The sequence below is a fragment of the Halobacterium yunchengense genome, assembly GCF_037031165.1.
GTDB lineage: Archaea > Halobacteriota > Halobacteria > Halobacteriales > Halobacteriaceae > Halobacterium > Halobacterium yunchengense.
The window spans coordinates 197,474-214,105 of record NZ_JAYEZL010000001.1 but is presented as its reverse complement, the minus strand read 5'-3'; the positions used below and the strand labels follow the sequence as shown (position 1 = coordinate 214,105).

15 protein-coding genes are annotated in these 16,632 nt (G+C 69.6%); 3 read left to right on the top strand and 12 right to left on the bottom strand.

Annotated elements, in window-relative coordinates; translation table 11 throughout:
* Positions 1 to 960: a phosphate ABC transporter permease subunit PstC gene (pstC, locus tag U5911_RS01020; protein WP_336034520.1), complete on the bottom strand. Its 960-nt coding sequence runs from the start codon at positions 958 to 960 to the stop codon at positions 1 to 3.
* Between the two features lie 54 nt (positions 961 to 1,014).
* The gene (locus U5911_RS01015) at positions 1,015 to 2,028 is read right to left on the bottom strand and encodes a PstS family phosphate ABC transporter substrate-binding protein (protein ID WP_336034519.1); all 1,014 of its coding nucleotides are present in this window, start codon (positions 2,026 to 2,028) and stop codon (positions 1,015 to 1,017) included.
* Positions 2,029 to 2,257: 229 nt separating this feature from the next.
* On the opposite strand from U5911_RS01015, the gene U5911_RS01010 reads away from it, so the two are divergent.
* The 3 genes from U5911_RS01010 (at position 2,258) to aspS (ending at position 6,070) form a co-directional block, all read left to right on the top strand.
* Complete coding sequence (locus U5911_RS01010) at positions 2,258 to 3,262, top strand: phosphate uptake regulator PhoU (protein ID WP_336034517.1); 1,005 nt, start codon at positions 2,258 to 2,260, stop codon at positions 3,260 to 3,262.
* Between the two features lie 104 nt (positions 3,263 to 3,366).
* Entirely contained in the window at positions 3,367 to 4,338 is a 972-nt protein-coding gene (locus U5911_RS01005) for a phosphoadenosine phosphosulfate reductase family protein (protein WP_336034515.1), read from the top strand.
* Between the two features lie 415 nt (positions 4,339 to 4,753).
* Positions 4,754 to 6,070 carry an aspartate--tRNA(Asn) ligase gene (gene aspS / locus U5911_RS01000; protein WP_336034513.1) on the top strand — a complete coding sequence of 439 codons (1,317 nt, stop codon included), beginning with the start codon at positions 4,754 to 4,756 and terminating at the stop codon, positions 6,068 to 6,070.
* Between the two features lie 11 nt (positions 6,071 to 6,081).
* Here aspS and U5911_RS00995 read toward each other — a convergent pair whose 3' ends face one another.
* From U5911_RS00995 to U5911_RS00950, 10 genes are all read right to left on the bottom strand, one after another.
* Positions 6,082 to 6,366 (bottom strand): transcriptional regulator, encoded by a 285-nt coding sequence (locus U5911_RS00995; RefSeq protein ID WP_336034511.1) that lies wholly within the window; start codon positions 6,364 to 6,366, stop codon positions 6,082 to 6,084.
* A 1-nt stretch (position 6,367) separates the two neighbouring features.
* Positions 6,368 to 6,985 (bottom strand): hypothetical protein, encoded by a 618-nt coding sequence (locus U5911_RS00990; protein ID WP_336034509.1) that lies wholly within the window; start codon positions 6,983 to 6,985, stop codon positions 6,368 to 6,370.
* Positions 6,978 to 7,874 carry an ABC transporter ATP-binding protein gene (locus U5911_RS00985; protein WP_336034507.1) on the bottom strand — a complete coding sequence of 299 codons (897 nt, stop codon included), beginning with the start codon at positions 7,872 to 7,874 and terminating at the stop codon, positions 6,978 to 6,980. The genes U5911_RS00990 and U5911_RS00985 overlap by 8 nt, the downstream gene beginning before the upstream one ends.
* On the bottom strand, positions 7,871 to 8,722 hold the full coding sequence (locus U5911_RS00980; RefSeq protein WP_336034505.1) for an ABC transporter permease: 852 nt from the start codon (positions 8,720 to 8,722) through the stop codon (positions 7,871 to 7,873). Before U5911_RS00980 ends, U5911_RS00985 begins: the two co-directional genes overlap by 4 nt.
* 163 nt (positions 8,723 to 8,885) lie before the next feature.
* Complete coding sequence (locus U5911_RS00975; protein WP_336034503.1) at positions 8,886 to 9,713, bottom strand: aldo/keto reductase; 828 nt, start codon at positions 9,711 to 9,713, stop codon at positions 8,886 to 8,888.
* Positions 9,714 to 9,797: 84 nt separating this feature from the next.
* Positions 9,798 to 10,589, bottom strand: coding sequence for an aldo/keto reductase (locus U5911_RS00970; protein WP_336034502.1), 792 nt, complete (start codon positions 10,587 to 10,589; stop codon positions 9,798 to 9,800).
* 41 nt (positions 10,590 to 10,630) lie between these two features.
* Complete coding sequence (locus tag U5911_RS00965; RefSeq protein ID WP_336034501.1) at positions 10,631 to 11,866, bottom strand: digeranylgeranylglycerophospholipid reductase; 1,236 nt, start codon at positions 11,864 to 11,866, stop codon at positions 10,631 to 10,633.
* 270 nt (positions 11,867 to 12,136) lie between these two features.
* Entirely contained in the window at positions 12,137 to 13,633 is a 1,497-nt protein-coding gene (locus tag U5911_RS00960) for a TrkH family potassium uptake protein (protein WP_336034499.1), read from the bottom strand.
* A 221-nt stretch (positions 13,634 to 13,854) separates the two neighbouring features.
* Entirely contained in the window at positions 13,855 to 14,724 is an 870-nt protein-coding gene (locus U5911_RS00955) for a 2-oxoacid:ferredoxin oxidoreductase subunit beta (protein WP_336034497.1), read from the bottom strand.
* 4 nt (positions 14,725 to 14,728) lie between these two features.
* A complete protein-coding gene (locus U5911_RS00950) occupies positions 14,729 to 16,468 on the bottom strand; it encodes a 2-oxoacid:acceptor oxidoreductase subunit alpha (protein WP_336034495.1) in 1,740 nt (579 codons plus the stop codon).
* Positions 16,469 to 16,632 lie beyond the last annotated feature (164 nt).

Below are 16,632 nucleotides of genomic sequence, written 5' to 3'. Positions count from 1 at the left end.
TCAGTACTCCTCCCGGTAGCGCTGTGCGACGAGGTCGCTGACGACGTTCATCGCGAGCGTGACGACGAACAGGGTGATGCCGATTGCGAACACGCTCCGGTACCTCAGGCCGCCGCCCGTGGCGTCGCTGCCGATGAGCTTCACCATCGCGGCGGTCATCGGGAGCGCGCGCTCGGTGTACGCCGCCGGGTTGAGGAAGTTCAGGAACTGCGCGGTCGACCCGGAGGCGATGGTGACCGCCATCGTCTCGCCGATGGCCCGCGAGAGCGCGAGGATGAACGACGAGAAGATGCCCGACAGCGCCGCCGGGACGACTACGCCCGTCGAGACCTCGAACTTCGTGGCGCCCATCCCGTAGCCGGCCTGCCGGAGCTCCTCGGGCACCGCGGACATGGCGTCCTCGCTGATCGACGCCACCATCGGGATGATCATGATGCCGACGACGATGCACGCCGAGAGCATGTTGAACGTCCCGAGCCCGGGGACGAACGGCCGGAGCGCGGGCGTGATGTAGATGATGGCGAAGAAGCCGTAGACGACCGTCGGGATGCCCGCCAGGACCTCGAGGGCGGGTTTCAGCGTCGACCGGAGCTGGGGGCTCGCGTACTCGCTGAGGTAGATCGCGGTGCCGACGCCGAGCGGCAACGCGATGAGCGACGAGCCGATCATCACCATCAGGGTCGCCGTCACGAGCGAGAGCACGCCGAACTCCCCGCTGGTCGGCTGCCAGGTCGTGCCCGTGAGGAACTCGACGACGGACGCCGTCTCGCCCGTGACGCCGACCAGCGGCGCCGAGAACGTGAAGAACTTCGCGGCCTCGGTGGTCAACAGGACGACGAGGCCGACGGTGGTCGCGATGGACAGCGCCGCGCAGACGAAGAAGAACGACCGAGACAGCAGTTCCGGTGGGGCGTTCTGCGTGCGCCGCGTGAGCTCCTCCTCCAGGCTGTCGCCGCTCATTGGTGTGTCCGGGTCATGGAGCGAAGATAAACTCTTTGCTCGGCGCGTACGCGCCTAGTTCCCCGCGTCCTCGATGGCGGCCTCGAGGGCGTCGAGCTGTTCCTGCTGGTCCTCCTCGTTGAGGGGGACGTAGCCGACGTCCTCGGCGACGATCTGCTCGCTGGTGGAGTTCTCGAGCCAGAAGCGCGCGAACTCCGCGATGTGCTCCTCCGCGAGCGAGGACTTCGCGGGGTACGTGAACAGCGGCCGGGAGAGCGGCTGGTACTCGCCGTTCCGCGCGGTCTCCAGGCTGGGTTCGACGGGCTCGCCGTCGCCGTCGTCGACGGCGAGGGACTTCACGCGGTCCTGGTTCGTCGAGTAGTACGCGTACCCGAGGTAGCCCATCGCGAACTCGCTGCCCTCGACGCCCTGGATGATGGTGCGGTCCTGTTCGGTGCCGGAGTAGTCCTGGCGGTGTTCGACTTCGCTGTCGCCGCTGTGGAGGACGGCCTCGATGAAGTAGTCGTAGGTGCCGGAGGCGTCCGAGGGCCCGTACAGCTCCAGGGGCTCGTCGGGCCAGTCGGAGTTGACGTCCGCCCAGGTCTCCGGCTGGGCCTCGCCCGACCAGATGGTCTTCAGTTCCTCGACGGTGATGCTGTCGACGTCGAGGTCGTTGTTGACGATGACCGTGACGGCGTCCGTCGCGACGGTGAGCTCGACGGGTTCGACGTCGTTGTCCGCGCACTGCTGTTCTTCCGCCTCGCGGATGGGGCGGGAGGCGTTGTTGAAGTCGGTGTTCCCGGGGCAGAAGTGGTTCGCGAACCCGCCGCCGGAACCGGTCGACTGCATGTTGAACTCGACGTCCTCGTGGCCGCCGCCCTCGAAGTCGGGGCTGCGGAACGCCTCGGACATCGCCGTGGCGAGCGGGAAGACGGTGGAGCTACCGGCGATGTCGATGGTGCCGGACAGCGAACCGCCGCCGTCCCCGTTCCCGGTGCTCTGACAGCCGGCGAGAGCGGCCGCTCCGACCGCTCCGGCGCCGGCGAGGAACTGTCGCCGCGTGCGACCGGCCGAGTTGTCGTGTGCCATCGTCAGGTAGTGAGCCGCTGGAAAGTAAATACCCTACTATGATGTCTATATAGTAGTATCCATGTAACGGTTCTCACGCGACACTATCTCGGTGGCGGTGGTGGCGCTGAACCGGTCATTCGGCGCATTAGGACGGCTGTAATGCGGTTATGGTCGTTCGAACGCGAGGGCAGTTGCGGCGTATATATAATCGCGAGGATTTATATTGGTCTGCCCGCTAGCCCGTCCTATGGAACGACGGAAGGTCCAGGTCACCGGCGGCTCGACGTTCACGGTCTCCATCCCGAAAGACTGGGCGCGCGACCACGACGTCGAAGCCGGCGACGAGGTCGGTTTCCACCCGGACAGCGGCTCGCTGCTGTTGACGCCCGTGACGGGCTCGGAGACCGAGGAGGGGACGCTGGACATCTCCGGCATGGAGGGCGACGAACTCATGCGCGCGGTGATGACGATGTACGTCAGCGGGTTCGACGTGCTCGGTCTGGAGGCCGACCGCATCACCGCCGACCAGCGCCGCGTCATCCGGAACGCCACCCAGGGACTCGTCGGCCTGGAGGTCCTCGAGGAGACCAGCGACCGCGTCGTCATCCAGGACCTCCTGGACTCCTCGGAGCTCTCGATCCACAACGCGGTCCGCCGCATGCACCTCATCTCCACGTCGATGCTCGGCGACGCCGTCGACGCGCTCGCCGACCACGACACCGACGTCGCCGCGGACGTCATGGAGCGCGACGACGACGTCGACCGGCTCTGGTACGTCGTCTCCCGCATCTTCCGCGGCGCGCTGCGCTCCCCCGAGGTCGCCCAGGAGATCGGCTTGAGCCGCGAGACCGCCTTCGACTACCACTCGAGCGCGCGACAGCTCGAGCGCGTCGCCGACCACGCCGCGAAGATCGCCAGCGTCACCCAGGACCTCGACGAGGACGTCCCCAGCGACGTCACGGACGCGCTCGCGGACCTGGAGGCCGACGCCGTCGACATCATCGAGACCGCGATGAGCGCCCTGTTCACCGACGACCCCGAGGAGGCCACGCGGCTCGCGAACCGGGCGCGCGCGCACGTCCGGGACATCGACGAGCACACGCGGACCATCGACGACCTCCTCCACGACCTCGACGCCCACCACGCACAGCACCTCGGGCTCGTCGTCGACTCGCTGTCCCGGAGCGCCGACTACGGCGGCAACATCGCCGAGACCGCCCTCCAGAAGGCCGCCCCGACGCCCGGCCCGTGACCCGCCGGAGGCCGCGTCCGGGCGAGTGCTGCCGGCGTCCGCGACCACCGACAACGACACTCGATATCCACAAACCTATACGTCCAACTGCCGACTCCAGAGGTATGAGCGAGGACTTCCCCGACTACCTCGACGTCGACTACACGGACGGCGAGGGCGAGTCCCCCGAGGACTACCCCACGCTCGAGGACAAAATCGAGAAAGCCATCGCGGTCACCCGGAGGGGCCTCGAGGAGTACGAGAACCCCGCCATCATGTGGACCGGCGGGAAGGACTCCACGCTCACGCTGTACTTCGTGAAGGAGGTCGCCGAGCAGTTCGACCTCGAGGTGCCGCCGACCATCTTCATCGACCACTTCCAGCACTTCGAGGAGCTCCACGACTTCGTCGACCGCTGGGCCGACGAGTGGGACCTCGACGTCGTCTACGCGCGCAACGAGGACGTCGGCGACTACGTCGACGAACACGACCTCGAACCCGGCGACGACATCCCCATCGACGCCCTGAACGAACAGAACCGCCACCACGTCCGGGACCTCCTCGAGTACGAGGAGGAGTCGTTCCCGTTCCTCCTCGACACGTACGTCGGCAACCACCTCCTGAAGACCGTCGCGCTCAACAACGCCCTCGAGGAGTACGGCGTCGACGGCATCCTCTCGGGCATCCGCTGGGACGAACAGGACGCCCGCGCCGACGAGACGTTCTTCAGCCCCCGCCACGACCCCGACGTCTACCCGCCCCACGACCGCATCCAGCCCATCCTCCAGTTCGACGAGGCCGCGGTCTGGGACGCCTTCTGGTTCTACGTCGTCCCCGAGACCGTCGCGGACTTCCCGGACGACGGCTACGTCCCCCAGGACTACGACGACCTCCCGAACGACCTCACCCACGAGGACGTCCCCGTCTCCCCGAAGTACTTCAAGGGCTTCCGGTCGCTCGGCAGCGAGGTCTCCACCGACAGGGCCGCCGACGAGCCCGCGTGGCTCCAGGACCTCGAGAACACCACCGAGCGCGCCGGCCGCGCCCAGGACAAAGAGGACCTCATGGAGCGCCTCCGCGACCTCGGCTACATGTGACACCCACGTTCCGCTCTGCGTGCGGTTCGCCGGAGTCGCGTCTCACTCGGCGAAACTCGGGGAGAAGGCGCCGCCGGACGCCCTGACTGGGGTCTTCGGCGCCCGGCGTTCCGCGCTCGGTGGACAGCGCGCTCACTTCGTCCGCGCGCTGACGCTCGTCGGTGCTCGGCGACGCCTCGCGTCCAAAAGTGCTATAAGACACCGGTGGCGAGGAGGAGGCAGTGATGACCGCGCTCGCCCCGGACTCGCGGACGCCTCGCGCGGAGTGGCGTCGCCGGACCGCGGGCCGCGGTGTCGTCGCCGCCCCGAATAATGCGCCTGCGTGAGCAGGTGCGCCAATCAACTTCTCTCGACCGACTCGACTGGCCGCTCCGGTGAGAGTACCGCGTCCGACTACCGACACGACACACGTCAAATGTTCGACCTAGACCGCACGTACGTACGAGAACTGACCGCAGACGACGACGGCAGCGAGGCGACGGTCGCCGGCCACGTCCACGAACTCCGGGACCTCGGCGGCATCCTCTTCGTGGTCGTCCGGGACCGCACCGGCCGCCTCCAGGTCGTCGTCAAGGAAGACGAGACGCCAGACGTGTTCGCGCGCGCCGAGGACCTCGCCAGCGAGGACGTGGTTCGGGTGCGCGGCACGCTCTCGGCGACCGACCAGGCGCCGGGCGGCGTGGAACTCGCGCCCGCCGACCTCACCGTCGTCAGCGAGGCGCGGGCCGCGCCGTCCATCGAGGTGTCGAAGGACGTCGAGGCCGACCTCTCCACGCGCCTCGACGCCCGCCACCTCGACGTCCGCAAGCCCGAGACCCGCGCCGCGTTCTCGCTGCGCTCGAAGGCGATGCGCGCGATGCGCGAGTGGTTCTACGACCACGAGTTCGAGGAGGTCGACACCCCCGAACTCTCCACCGCGGGCGCGGAGGGCGGCGCCGACCTCTTCCCCGTCGTCTACTACGACCGGGAGGCGTACCTCTCCCAGAGCCCCCAGCTGTACAAGCAGATTCTCGTCGCCTCGGGGTTCGACCGCCTGTTCGAGGTGGGGCACGCGTTCCGCGCGGAGGACTTCGGGACCTCCCGGCACGTCTCCGAGATCGCGATGTTCGACGTGGAACTCGGCTACGTCGAGGACCACCACGACGTGATGGACGTCCAGGAGGCCTCGCTGCGACACGCCATCGGACACGTCACCGAACAGGCGACCCGCGAACTTGACGTGCTCGACGCCGACCCGGCCCTCCCCGAGGAGCCGTTCCCGCGGCTCACGTTCGAGGAGGCCCGCGAGATTCTCCGCGAGGAGTTCGACCACGTCCCCGAGGACGACACCGACCTCGACACGAAGGGCGAACGCCTGCTCGGCGAGCACTTCGCGGACCGGGGCCACCCCGCCGTGTTCGTCGTCGGCTACCCCGACGAGAAGTTCTACTACCGCCAGAACGTGCCCGGGGACGACGTCGCGTCCCGGAAGTTCGACCTGCTCTACCGCGGCCAGGAGCTCTCCTCGGGCGGCCAGCGCGAACACGACGTCGACCGCCTCCGCGAGTCGATGCGCGCGCAGGGCGTCGCCCCCGAGAACTTCGAGTTCTACCTCGAGGCGTTCGAGTACGGCGTCCCGCCCCACGGCGGCTACGGCCTCGGCATCGACCGGTTCGTCCAGCAACTCGCCGGCCTCGACAACGTGAAGGAGGCCATCCTGTTCCCGCGGGACCCCGACCGCCTCGAACCCTGACCGCGTCCCGGTCACTCCAGCCGGTCGATGAGGCCCTGGAGCTGCTGGACGTGTTCCTCGAACATCTCTCGGCCGTCGTCGGTGAGCGCCGCGGTGGTGCGCGGGCGCTTGTCGACGAACTCCTTCTCGATTCGGACGGCGCCCGCGTCCTCCATGCGCTGGAGGTGGCTGGAGAGGTTCCCCTCCGTCAACTCGAGGTCCTCGGTGAGGTCCGTGAACGACGACTCGCCGTGCCGGTAGAGGTACGCGAACAGTTCCAATCGGGTCGGCTGGTGGACGAGCTTGTCGAGGTCCATCCTACGTGCGAGTGAGGACGCCGTAGGACGCGACGGCGTACGCGAGGTACGTTCCGCCGAACGCCGCGTACCCCCACGTGTGGAGGACGTCGACGGTCGGGACGGCGACGCCGAGCGCGACCAGGAGGACGCCGCCGAGCGCGAACGCTCGGCGGTCGCGCGCGCGGATGCGGTACGCGCGCAGCGAGTTCGCGGCGACGACGTACCCGACGCCGAGCAACACGAGCACGACGCCGAGCATCAACGCCGTCTCCTCCTCGTACCCGAGATCGGCGAGGAACGGCGTGACGGCCGCCCACAGCGGGAAGCCGGCGGCGTACGGCGCGAACACCTGGACGGCGACGTTCGGCTTGTCCGCGGGCGTCGGCTCGAACGTGTCCGTGTAGTAGCCGACGACGGTGCCGCCGACCGCGACCAGCCCCAGCCAGATGACCGCGAACCAGTAGCCCGGCAGCCGCTGGAGGACGACGTACTGGGAGAGCGCGCTGCCGACGGCGACGAACACGCCGAACAGCAGCCACTGTTCGGGCGCGTTCTCGGAGCGCTCCGCGATGCCCATCGCCGACTTGATGCGGTCGAGGTCGCGCTGGAGCGTCTGGGGGTCGACGTCGTCACTCATGGCCGGAGCGTGCGTGCACGTAGTAGTTGAACGCGTCGGTGTAGCTCGGTTCCACGGTCTCGACGGTCGCACTGGCGGGCGCAGCGTCCCGGACGGCGGCGACGGTGGCGTCGTCCGCGAGGAAGCCGCGGCGCTCGTCGCCGTGGTAGAACAGCCGGCCGTCGACGACGAGCGACTCGATGGCGCCGTCGGCGGTGCCGCCGGCGACCACGCGGACGACCGTCGGGACGCCGTCGAGGAGCGCGTCGGGCGCGTCGACGGCGCTGACGCCGCCGCCGGTGACGAACGCTACTCTGTCCGCGAGCTGGGCGTCGACGGGGCGGTGGCTGGTGACGACGACGGTGCCGCCGTCGGCGACGCGGTCGCGGATGGCGCGGTGGAACGACTGCACCATCGAGAGGTCGACGCCGGCGGTCGGCTCGTCGAGGAGGTACAGCGGGACGTCGACGGACAGTGCGAGCGCGAGTTCGAGTTTGCGCTTCATCCCCTCCGAGTAGTACTTCGTCCGCTTGTCGAGGTCGTCGGCGAGGCCGAGGTCGTCGACGAGGCCGCGCCAGCGGTCCGTGAACTCGGGGTGGAGGCTGGCGTAGAACTCGGCGGTCTCGCGCCCGGAGAGGGTGTCGACGCTCGCGCCGCCCTGCAACAGCAGCGAGAGGCTTCGGCCGCCGTCCTCGGCGACGGGATCGCCGAACACGCGCACGTCGCCGGCCGACGGCTCGACGCTGCCGGCGAGACACGACAGCAGCACGGTCTTCCCGGTGCCGTTCGGCCCCATCAGCAGGAGCACTTCGTTCTCGCGGACGGTGAGGTCGACGCCGTCGAGGACGCCGTCGTCGCCGTACGCCTTCCGGACGCCCCGGGCTTCGACCGCGGGCGCGTCGGCGCTCACCGCGGCTCACCCCGGTAGAGCGAGCGACGCGTGGCCAGCACCGCGAGCACGACGCCGACGGCGGCGTACGCGACGAGCAGTGCGTGGTGGCCGAGGCTCGTCGGCGCGCCGGGCGCGGCGAGACCGGCGCGCGTCCAGTCGCCGACCGCCACGAGGTGGAAGACCGCGAGTCGCGTGGCGAGCGCGTTCGGCACGACGTTCACGAAGCCGGCGGCGTCCGCGATCATCCCGGGCTGGACGCCGTTGTAGCCGGTGAGGAAGAACGCGAGCATCACGCCGCTGATGGCGACGATGCCAGCGAACTTCGCGTCCGGGACGACGGCGACCAGGACGACGGCGAGGCTCGCGGCGAACAGGCCGAGCGCGAACAGCGCGAGCAGCGCGACGGGAATCGACGCCAGCGAGTGCAGCTCGTAGGCGGCGCCGGTCGCGGCGCCCACGCCGAGGACGGCGAGCACGGCGGCGACGGCGAAGGCGTACGCGGCGGCGAACCGGCCGAGGAAGTCCGCGCTCGGGGAGACGGGGAGCGCGCGGAACTGCGCGTACCGGCCGCCCTCGACGTCCGCGACGAGCGACTGCGAGAAGGTGTTCAGGAACACCGTCAGCGCCGCGAACGTCCCGTAGGACACGGCGTTCGTGGCCTTCACGACGCCGGCCGTCTCCGCGGACATCGAGGACGTGTCGACGAACAGGTACACCGACAGGAGGTAGAACATCGCGGGGAACGCCACCGCCCAGAAGACGACGGCGCCGTTCCGCCGGAGCGTGCGCAGCGACCGCGCGGCGAACGCGGTCGTCTGGTCGACGAGCAGGCCCGCGTCGGCGCGGGCGGCGGTCTGCGGCGACATCACGTCCGAGCCTCGGGCGCCGGGGCACAAATAAGTTTGCAATACAAATTCACTTTGTATCGCAAACCACCTGTCGCTCCCGGTCGCGTGGACACACAGCGACGACTGGCGGTCCCAGGGCCGGAGAAGGAGGCCGCTCGGGCGTCCGGTCGGACTCCCGGTGTCAGTTCCAGGGCGCGAAGTCCGGATCGACCTGTCGGTCGCGGCGCTCGACGCCGTCGATCTTCGCGACGTCCTCGTCGTCGAGGTCGACGTCGAGGCTCGCGAAGTTGTCCGCGATGTGGGCCTCGCCGGTCGCCTTCGGGATGGCGGTGACGCCCTTCTCGCGGACCCACGCGAGGCTCACCTGCGCCTCGCTGACGCCGTGCTTCTCGGCGACGTCCCGGATCTCGGGGACGTCGAACACGTCGCCGCGCGCGAGCGGCGAGTACGCCACCAGTTCGAGGTCCCGGCCCTCGGCGTACTCGCGGAGCTCCGCCTGGGGGAGCAGTGGATGCATCTCGACCTGGTTCGCGAACGGGTCCGCGCCGAGCACGTCTCGGGCCTCGTCGAGGTGCCGCGGCTCGAAGTTGCTGACGCCGACGCGCTCGACGAGCCCGTCGTCGACGAGTTCCCGGAACGCCGGCAGCGTCTCCGCGGCGTCGTAGTCGCCGGCCGGCCAGTGGACGTACAGGAGGTCGACGGCGTCGACGCCGAGCCTCTCGAGGCTCTCCTCGGTGGTCCGACGGACGGCTTCGCTGCCGAGGCTGTCGATCCAGACCTTCGTCGCGAGGAAGACGTCCTCGCGGTCGACGTCCGCCTCGGCGATGCCGCGGCCGACGGCCTCCTCGTTGCCGTACGCCTGCGCGGTGTCGACGTGGCGGTACCCCGTCTCGAGGGCGGTGCGGACGCTCTCGGCGCACTGGTCGGCGTCCTCGTTCTGCCACGTCCCGAGGCCGAGCATCGGCATCCCGTTCGCGAGCGGTGCGCGTCGCTGCTCGTTCTGGCTCATGTCCGGGACGACGCCCGCCGCGCGGATAGGGGTTTGGGAGGCGGCGAGCGGGCCCGCCGGCAGCGGAGCCGCCGTTGCCGGGCGCTACCAGTCCGGCGCGAACTCGGGGTCGCCGAGCCGCAGTCGGTCGTCGATGCCGTCGATCCTCGCGACGGCCTCGCTGTCGAGGTCGAGGCCGAGGCTCGCGTAGTTGTCGCGGACGTGCTCGTCGCCGGTGGCCTTCGGAATCGGCGTCACGCCCTTCGCTCGCGCCCACGCCAGCAGCACCTGGGCCTCGCTGACGCCGTGCTCGTCGGCGACGGCCCGGACCTCGGGGACGCCGAACGCGCGACCGTGCACGAGCGGGTGGTAGGCGGCGACGTCGAGACCGCGCGCGTCGCAGAACGCCCGCAGCTCGTCCTGGGGGAGCAGCGGGTGGCACTCGACCTGTACCGCCGTCACGGGCGCGTCGCAGTGAGCGAGGGCCTCCTCGGCGAGCGCGGGCGTGAAGTTCGAGAGGCCGACGGCGCCGAGCAGGCCGTCCTCGTGGCACGCCGAGAGCGCGCCCAGCGTCTCCGCCGGGTCGTACGTGTTCGCCGGCCAGTGCACGTACACGAGGTCGACGGTGTCGACGCCGAGCCGGTCGCGGCTCGCGGCGACGCCCGACAGGACGGACTCGCGGTCGAGGCTGTCGTGCCAGAGCTTCGTCGCCACGACCACGTCGTCGCGGTCCACGTCGGCGGCGGCGAGCGCGTCGCCGACCTCGCGTTCGTTCCCGTAGTACTGCGCGGTGTCGACGTGGCGGTACCCCGTCTCGAGGGCCGTCCGGACGGCGCGCCGGCAGTCGTCGCCGGTCAACTGGAACGTCCCGAAGCCGAGCGGCGGGAGGGCGGCCATCGCCGTCCAGTGGCGAACCGCCGGAGAAAGGGCTTCCGGTGTTACTCGGCGAGGCGCTGCTTCGCGAACCGCGCGAGCAGCGGCAGGTCGTCGAGGTGGACGAGCTTCGAGAGGCCGCGGATGCTGCCGTCGTTGGCGTCGCTGAGCGTGTCCACGTCCAGAGCGCTCAGGTCGCGCATGAGGCGGTCGTAGCGGTCGTTCGGCGCGAGGTACAGCAGCTGGGTCATCGTCAGCCGCTTGCGCATGTCGGGCGCGACGCGCGCGTGCCAGAGCTCGTCGTAGACGGACATCGCCTCGGCGGACGTGTCCGTCTCCGAGCCCATCAGGCAGCGGTCGGCGGTGATGGCCGCGGCGCGCGCGGACTCCATGCACTTGTGGATGCCCTCGCCCCACAGCGGATCGATGGTCGGCACCGTGTCGCCGATGGCCATGAACCCGGCCGCGCTGAGGTCGTCCGGCATCTGGATGTGCGCGGACCCGCGGTGCTGCTGTTTGTCCTCGATGCGGCGGGCGTCGGCGAACCGCGGGTCCGTCTCCAGCCAGTGCTCGAGGTGGTCGTCGATGCTCTTCGCGGTGTCGCCGTACTTCTGGTAGCTCTCGTTCTGGATGTAACAGAGGCCGACCTTCGCGGTGTCCTCGCCCGTGTGGAAGATCCACGAGTAGCCGCCGGGCGCGTACCGGTGGTCGAGGCGCAGCATCATCGCGTCCGTGAGGTCCGCGTAGCCGGGGTGGTCGACGTCGACGCCCTCCATCTCCCACTCGATGCCGACCGCCTGGTTGTGCCGCTCGAGGTCGCAGACGCCGAGTTTCTTCGCGAGCGGCGCGGCCGGTCCCGTCGCGTCGACGACGACGTCGGCGTACACCTCCTCGTTGCCCGCGTACTGGACGCCGACGACCTCGCCGTCCTCGGTGATGGGGTTGTTGGCGCGCGCGCCGAAGCGGTACTCGGCGCCGTGCTCGCGGCCCTCCGCGACGAGCCACCGCTTGAAGTCCGCGAACTCCAGGACTGCGCCGGGCTGGTCCTGGACGAAGTGGTCGTTCGGCGACTCGAGGACGACCTCGTCGGTGTAGTTCATCACGACCTCGTCGGGGACGCCGAACGCGCCGGTCATCGACGCGAACGTCCCCGCCGTGGACTTGTTCGACTGGCGCGGGAAGTCCTCCTCGGGCTCGGCCTCCAGCACGAGCACGTCGTACTCGCGCTGCGCGAGGTCCCGCGCGCACTGTGCTCCGGCCGGCCCGGCGCCGGCGATGACGACGTCGTAGGTCTCAGACATGGCGTTCTCGCGTCGTGTTCGTCGCTGTCGCGTGCTCTGCTCGCGGTGCGGCGGTCGCGCGGACGCCCCGCTGTGGGTGTCGGCGCCGCGTCTCGGGCGCTCGCGGTCGGCGACCGGCCTCGGCGTCCGCGGTCATTGTTACTGGACGTAATTCGACTCGCAGGTAAAAAACACGCGGGAACGTTCGTGACGCCCGCGAGAGGGCGGAAAGGCGGGCGGCCGGCGGTCCCACCGGCCGGGTGGTCGAAGGCACCGACGGCCGCGGCACGGCTACGACAGCCAGTACGACGGCGTCAACAGCACGAGCACGGGCACGATCTCGATGCGGCCGACCCACATCAGGAACGTCAACGCGACCTTCGTCGACGGCGGGAACGCGCTGTAGCTGGCGAACGGGCCGGCGAGCCCGAACGCCGGGCCGACGTTGAAGAACGTCGCCGCGGTCGCGCTCATCGCCTCGAACTCGGTGACGGTCTCCGGGATGCGCGCGCCGTCGACGACCACGAACAGCGTGCCGACGACGAAGACGACGAGGCCGACGAGCGTGTACGAGTAGACGTCCCGGATGGTCTCCTCGTCGACGACGGCGCCGCTCAACCGCACCGGCCGCACGACGCTCGGGCTCGCGGCGACGAACAGGTCGCGGCGGAACGTCTTCACGACCACCAGCCACCGCAGCGTCTTGATGGAGCACGTGGTGCTGCCAGCCATGCCGCCGACGAACATGCAGACGAACAGGAGGTGCTGGGCGCCGGGCGTCCACGCGTCGAAGTTCGTGCTCGCGTACCCCGTCGTCGTCACGATAGAGACCACCTGGAAGACGGCGTGCCGGACCACTGCCTCCAGGGACTGATGCGAGGACGGCTGCACGACCAGCAGCGTCGCGACCCCGGCGGAGAACGCCGCCAGCACGCCGACGTAGAACCGGAACTCCTCGCTCTCGCGGAGCCGGTCGAAGTTCCCCTGGAGCGCGAAGTACAGCAACACGAAGCTCGTCGCGCCGAGCGCCATGAACGGGACGGTCGCCCACTGGACGGCCGGCGAGAACGCGGCGAGGCTCTCGCCGCGCGGGGAGAACCCGCTCGTCGACACCGTGGTGAACGCGTGTGTCACCGCGTCGAACGCCGTCATCTCGGGCGCCAGGCCGACCGCGCCGAGCCCGACCAGCACCGCCACCTGGAGGGCGGTCAGGCCCGCGTAGATCCCCCCGAGCAGCCGCGCCGTCTCGGAGATCCGCGGCGTGAGCTTGTCGACGTTCCTCGTCCGCGTCTCCGTCTCCATCAGCTGTGTGCCGCCGACCGACAGCTGGGAGAGGACCGCGGTCGCGAGCACGACGATGCCGAGGCCGCCGACCCACTGGAGGGTCGCGCGCCACAGGAACGCCGCCCGGGTGTACACGTCGAAGTCGTCGATGACCGTCGCACCGGTCGTCGTGATGCCGCTCATGCTCTCGAACAGCGCGTTCACGGGCGCGGCGAGCGCGCCGTTCCCCGCGAGGACGAACGGGACGGCGCCGGCGACGGCGACGCCGAGCCAGGACAGCGCGACCATCAGGAACGCCTCCCGGACTCGCAGCTGGGTCTCGTCGGTCAGCACCTCGAGTGAACGACCGAGCACGGCCGTGCCGACCATCGGCGCGGCGAACGGCAACAGGGGCGTGCCGTCGTACACCGCCAGCAGCAGCGACGGCAGCATCGGCGCCCACAGCCACTTCAGCACCGTGCCGACGAGCCGCAGGCTGACGCGCCAGTCGACGCGCAGCCTCATCGGTGCCGTCGACGGGAGGTGGCGTGTCTGCGAGCGGTCCCGTTCGGCGGACTCATCACTCGCACGCACGCACACTCGGCGAAAAAAGGTTCGTGGTCGCGGTCGCCTCGGCGATTCGACGGCGGGCGTCGAAGCGGTGGCGCCCCGCCCGAGCGAGCGACGGGGGTGCGCGCAGCGCGCATTCGAGGCCGAGCGCGGTCAGCCGGTCGAAGAGCGGTCGGTTAGTAGAACTCGCGGACGAGGTCGGTGGCGCCCTCGGGCGCGCCGTCCGGGATCTCGGCCATGTTCTCGGTGACGCCGTGGGCCTCGTTGTAGGGGACGGCGTTCTCGTCGCGGTAGAGGACGCCCATGTACTCCTTGTCGGCGTCGAGGATGGCGTCCTTGGCCTGGTCGTAGTCGGTGGCGTCGTAGTCGTCCTCCTCCGAGAGGTCGACGAGGCTGTCCCGGAAGTAGTCGTAGGTGTCGACGTCGTTGAACGTCACGCAGGGGCTGAAGACGTTGACGAGGCTGAAGCCGTCGTGCTCGACGGCCTCCTTGACGATCTCGGTGTGGCGCTGGGCGTCCGAGGAGAAGCTCTGGGCGATGAACGACCCGCCGGCCGAGAGCGCGAGCGCGAGCGGGTTCACGGGCGGCTGCTTCGGGCCCTCGGGCGTGGTCGCCGTCTCGAAGTCCGGGCGACTGGTCGGGGACGCCTGCCCCTTCGTGAGGCCGTAGATGCGGTTGTCCATGACGACGTACGTGATGTCGACGTTCCGGCGGACGGCGTGGATGAAGTGGCCGACGCCGATGCTGTAGCCGTCGCCGTCGCCGCCGGCGACCATCACTTCGAGGTCGGGGCGCGCGAGCTTGACGCCGGTGCCGACCGGGAGCGCGCGCCCGTGGACGCCGTGGAGCGCGTACGACCGCATGTACGTCCCGATCTTGCCGGAGCAGCCGATGCCGGCGACGACGAACGTCTCGTCGGGCGTGTTGCCGGTCTCGGCGAGGGCTTTCATCATGCCGTTCATCGTGCCGAAGTCGCCACAGCCCGGACACCACGTGGGCTGCTTGTCGGACTTGAAGTCGGTGAATCGGACGTTCTCGGAGCTCATTGTGTCAGGCCTCCAGGGTCTGCTCGATGTCGGCGGCGAGTTCGTCGGCCTTGAAGTCCACGCCGTCGTACTTGTTGATGCGTTTCACGCGCTCGAGGACGTCGTGTTCGACGACGTCCGCGAACTGCCCGGTGGCGTTCGCCTCCACGACGACCACGTCCTCGGCGTTCCGGACGTCCTCCGTGAGGTCGGGGCGCGGGAAGATGTAGGGGACGGAGACGACGCGGACGTCGAGGTCGTCGAGGTAGTCCAGCGCCTCGACGAGCGTGCCCTCGTTGCTCCCCCACGAGATGACGAGGTTCTCGGCGTCGGCGTCCCCGAACTCGCGGTAGTCGAAGTCCTCCTGCTCCTCGGCGGTCTCGACCTTCCGGTAGCGCTTGTCGACCTGTTCGACGCGGACGTCCGTGTCCTCCGTGCGGCGGCCGAGCTCGTCGTGCTCGAGCCCGGTGGACATGTGGACGCCGCCCTCCGTGCCGGGAATCGCGCGCGGGCTGACGCCGTCGGCGGTGACGGCGTGGGGCTTGAACTGCCCCTTCTCGTTCTGCCAGGTCGAGACGTCGTCCTCGTCGACGAGCTTCCCGCGGTCGACCTCGACCTCGTCCATGTCGAACTCGTCGGGCTCGTACGTCCGCTCGGTGACAGCCAGCGAGAGGTCCGCGGTGAGGTAGACCGGCACCTGGTACTTCTCGGCGAGGTTGAACGCCTCGACGGTCTTGTGGAAGCACTCCGCGACCGACGTCGGCGCGAGGACGAACCGCGGAATCTCGCCGTGGCCGCCCTTCAGCATCATGTTCAGGTCGCCCTGCTCCTGCTTGGTCGGCATCCCCGTCGAGGGCCCCGAGCGCATGACGTTCGTGACGACCAGCGGCGTCTCGCTGGTGGCGACGAGCCCGAACGTCTCGCTCATCAGGTCGATGCCGGGGCCGCTGGTCGCGGTCATCGCGCGGGCACCGGCGCGGGCGGCGCCGAGCGCGAGGTTGATGGCGGCGAGCTCGTCCTCCGCCTGGACGACGTGGCCGCCGAACTGCTCGATGCGACCGGTGAGGTACTCCATCACGTCCGTCGCGGGCGTGATGGGGTAGCCGGCGTAGAACCGGCAGCCGGCGGCGATGGCGCCCATGCCGATGGCCTCGTCGCCGTTCAGGAGCACGTAGTCGCTGTCGGTGGTCTCCAGCTCGTACGGGGTGGCGACGTCGAGTTCGTCGGTGACGTACTCGTGGCCGAGCCGGGCGGCCTGCTTGTTGTTCTCGACGATCTTCTCGCCCTTGCTGCCGAAGCGCTTCTCGAGTGACTCGTCGAGGTTCTCGATGGGGAAGTCAGTGACGGCGCAGACGGCGCCGAGCGCGACGATGTTGCGCATGATGGCGCCGCCGGCGTCCTCCGCCAGCGACTTCAGGGGGACGTCGAGGCCCGTGGTGTCGTCGGGCGCCTCGAAGTCCGAGAACTCGGTGCGCTCGCCGTCGTAGATGATGATGGAGTCCTCGTGGAGCTCGTCGAGGTTCTCGTCGACGGTGCGTTCGGTGAGCGCGATGAGGACGTCGAGCCGGTCGACGACGCTCTGCACGCGGTCGACGGACGTCCTGACCTTGTAGGCGGTGTACCCGCCGCGGATTCGCGACGCGAAGTCCTTCGAGGTGTAGACGTGCCGGCCGGCGCGGGACAGCGCCTGCGCGAAGATCTTGCCGGTGGACGCGATTCCATCGCCGGCTTCGCCGCCGATGGCCCAGTTCAGGTCGTCGTGCATGTGTCTGCGGGTAGCCGCGCCCCGAGCAAAAAGGCTTCTGAAGGCGTGCGCCTCCTGGAAACGCCGGATTCGGTGCTCGCCCCACGGAGAACTGGACGAACGTACACCGGCGATACTTGCGCCGTGACGGACGGCGGTTCCGTGCGCGCGTTGCGCCCGCGTGT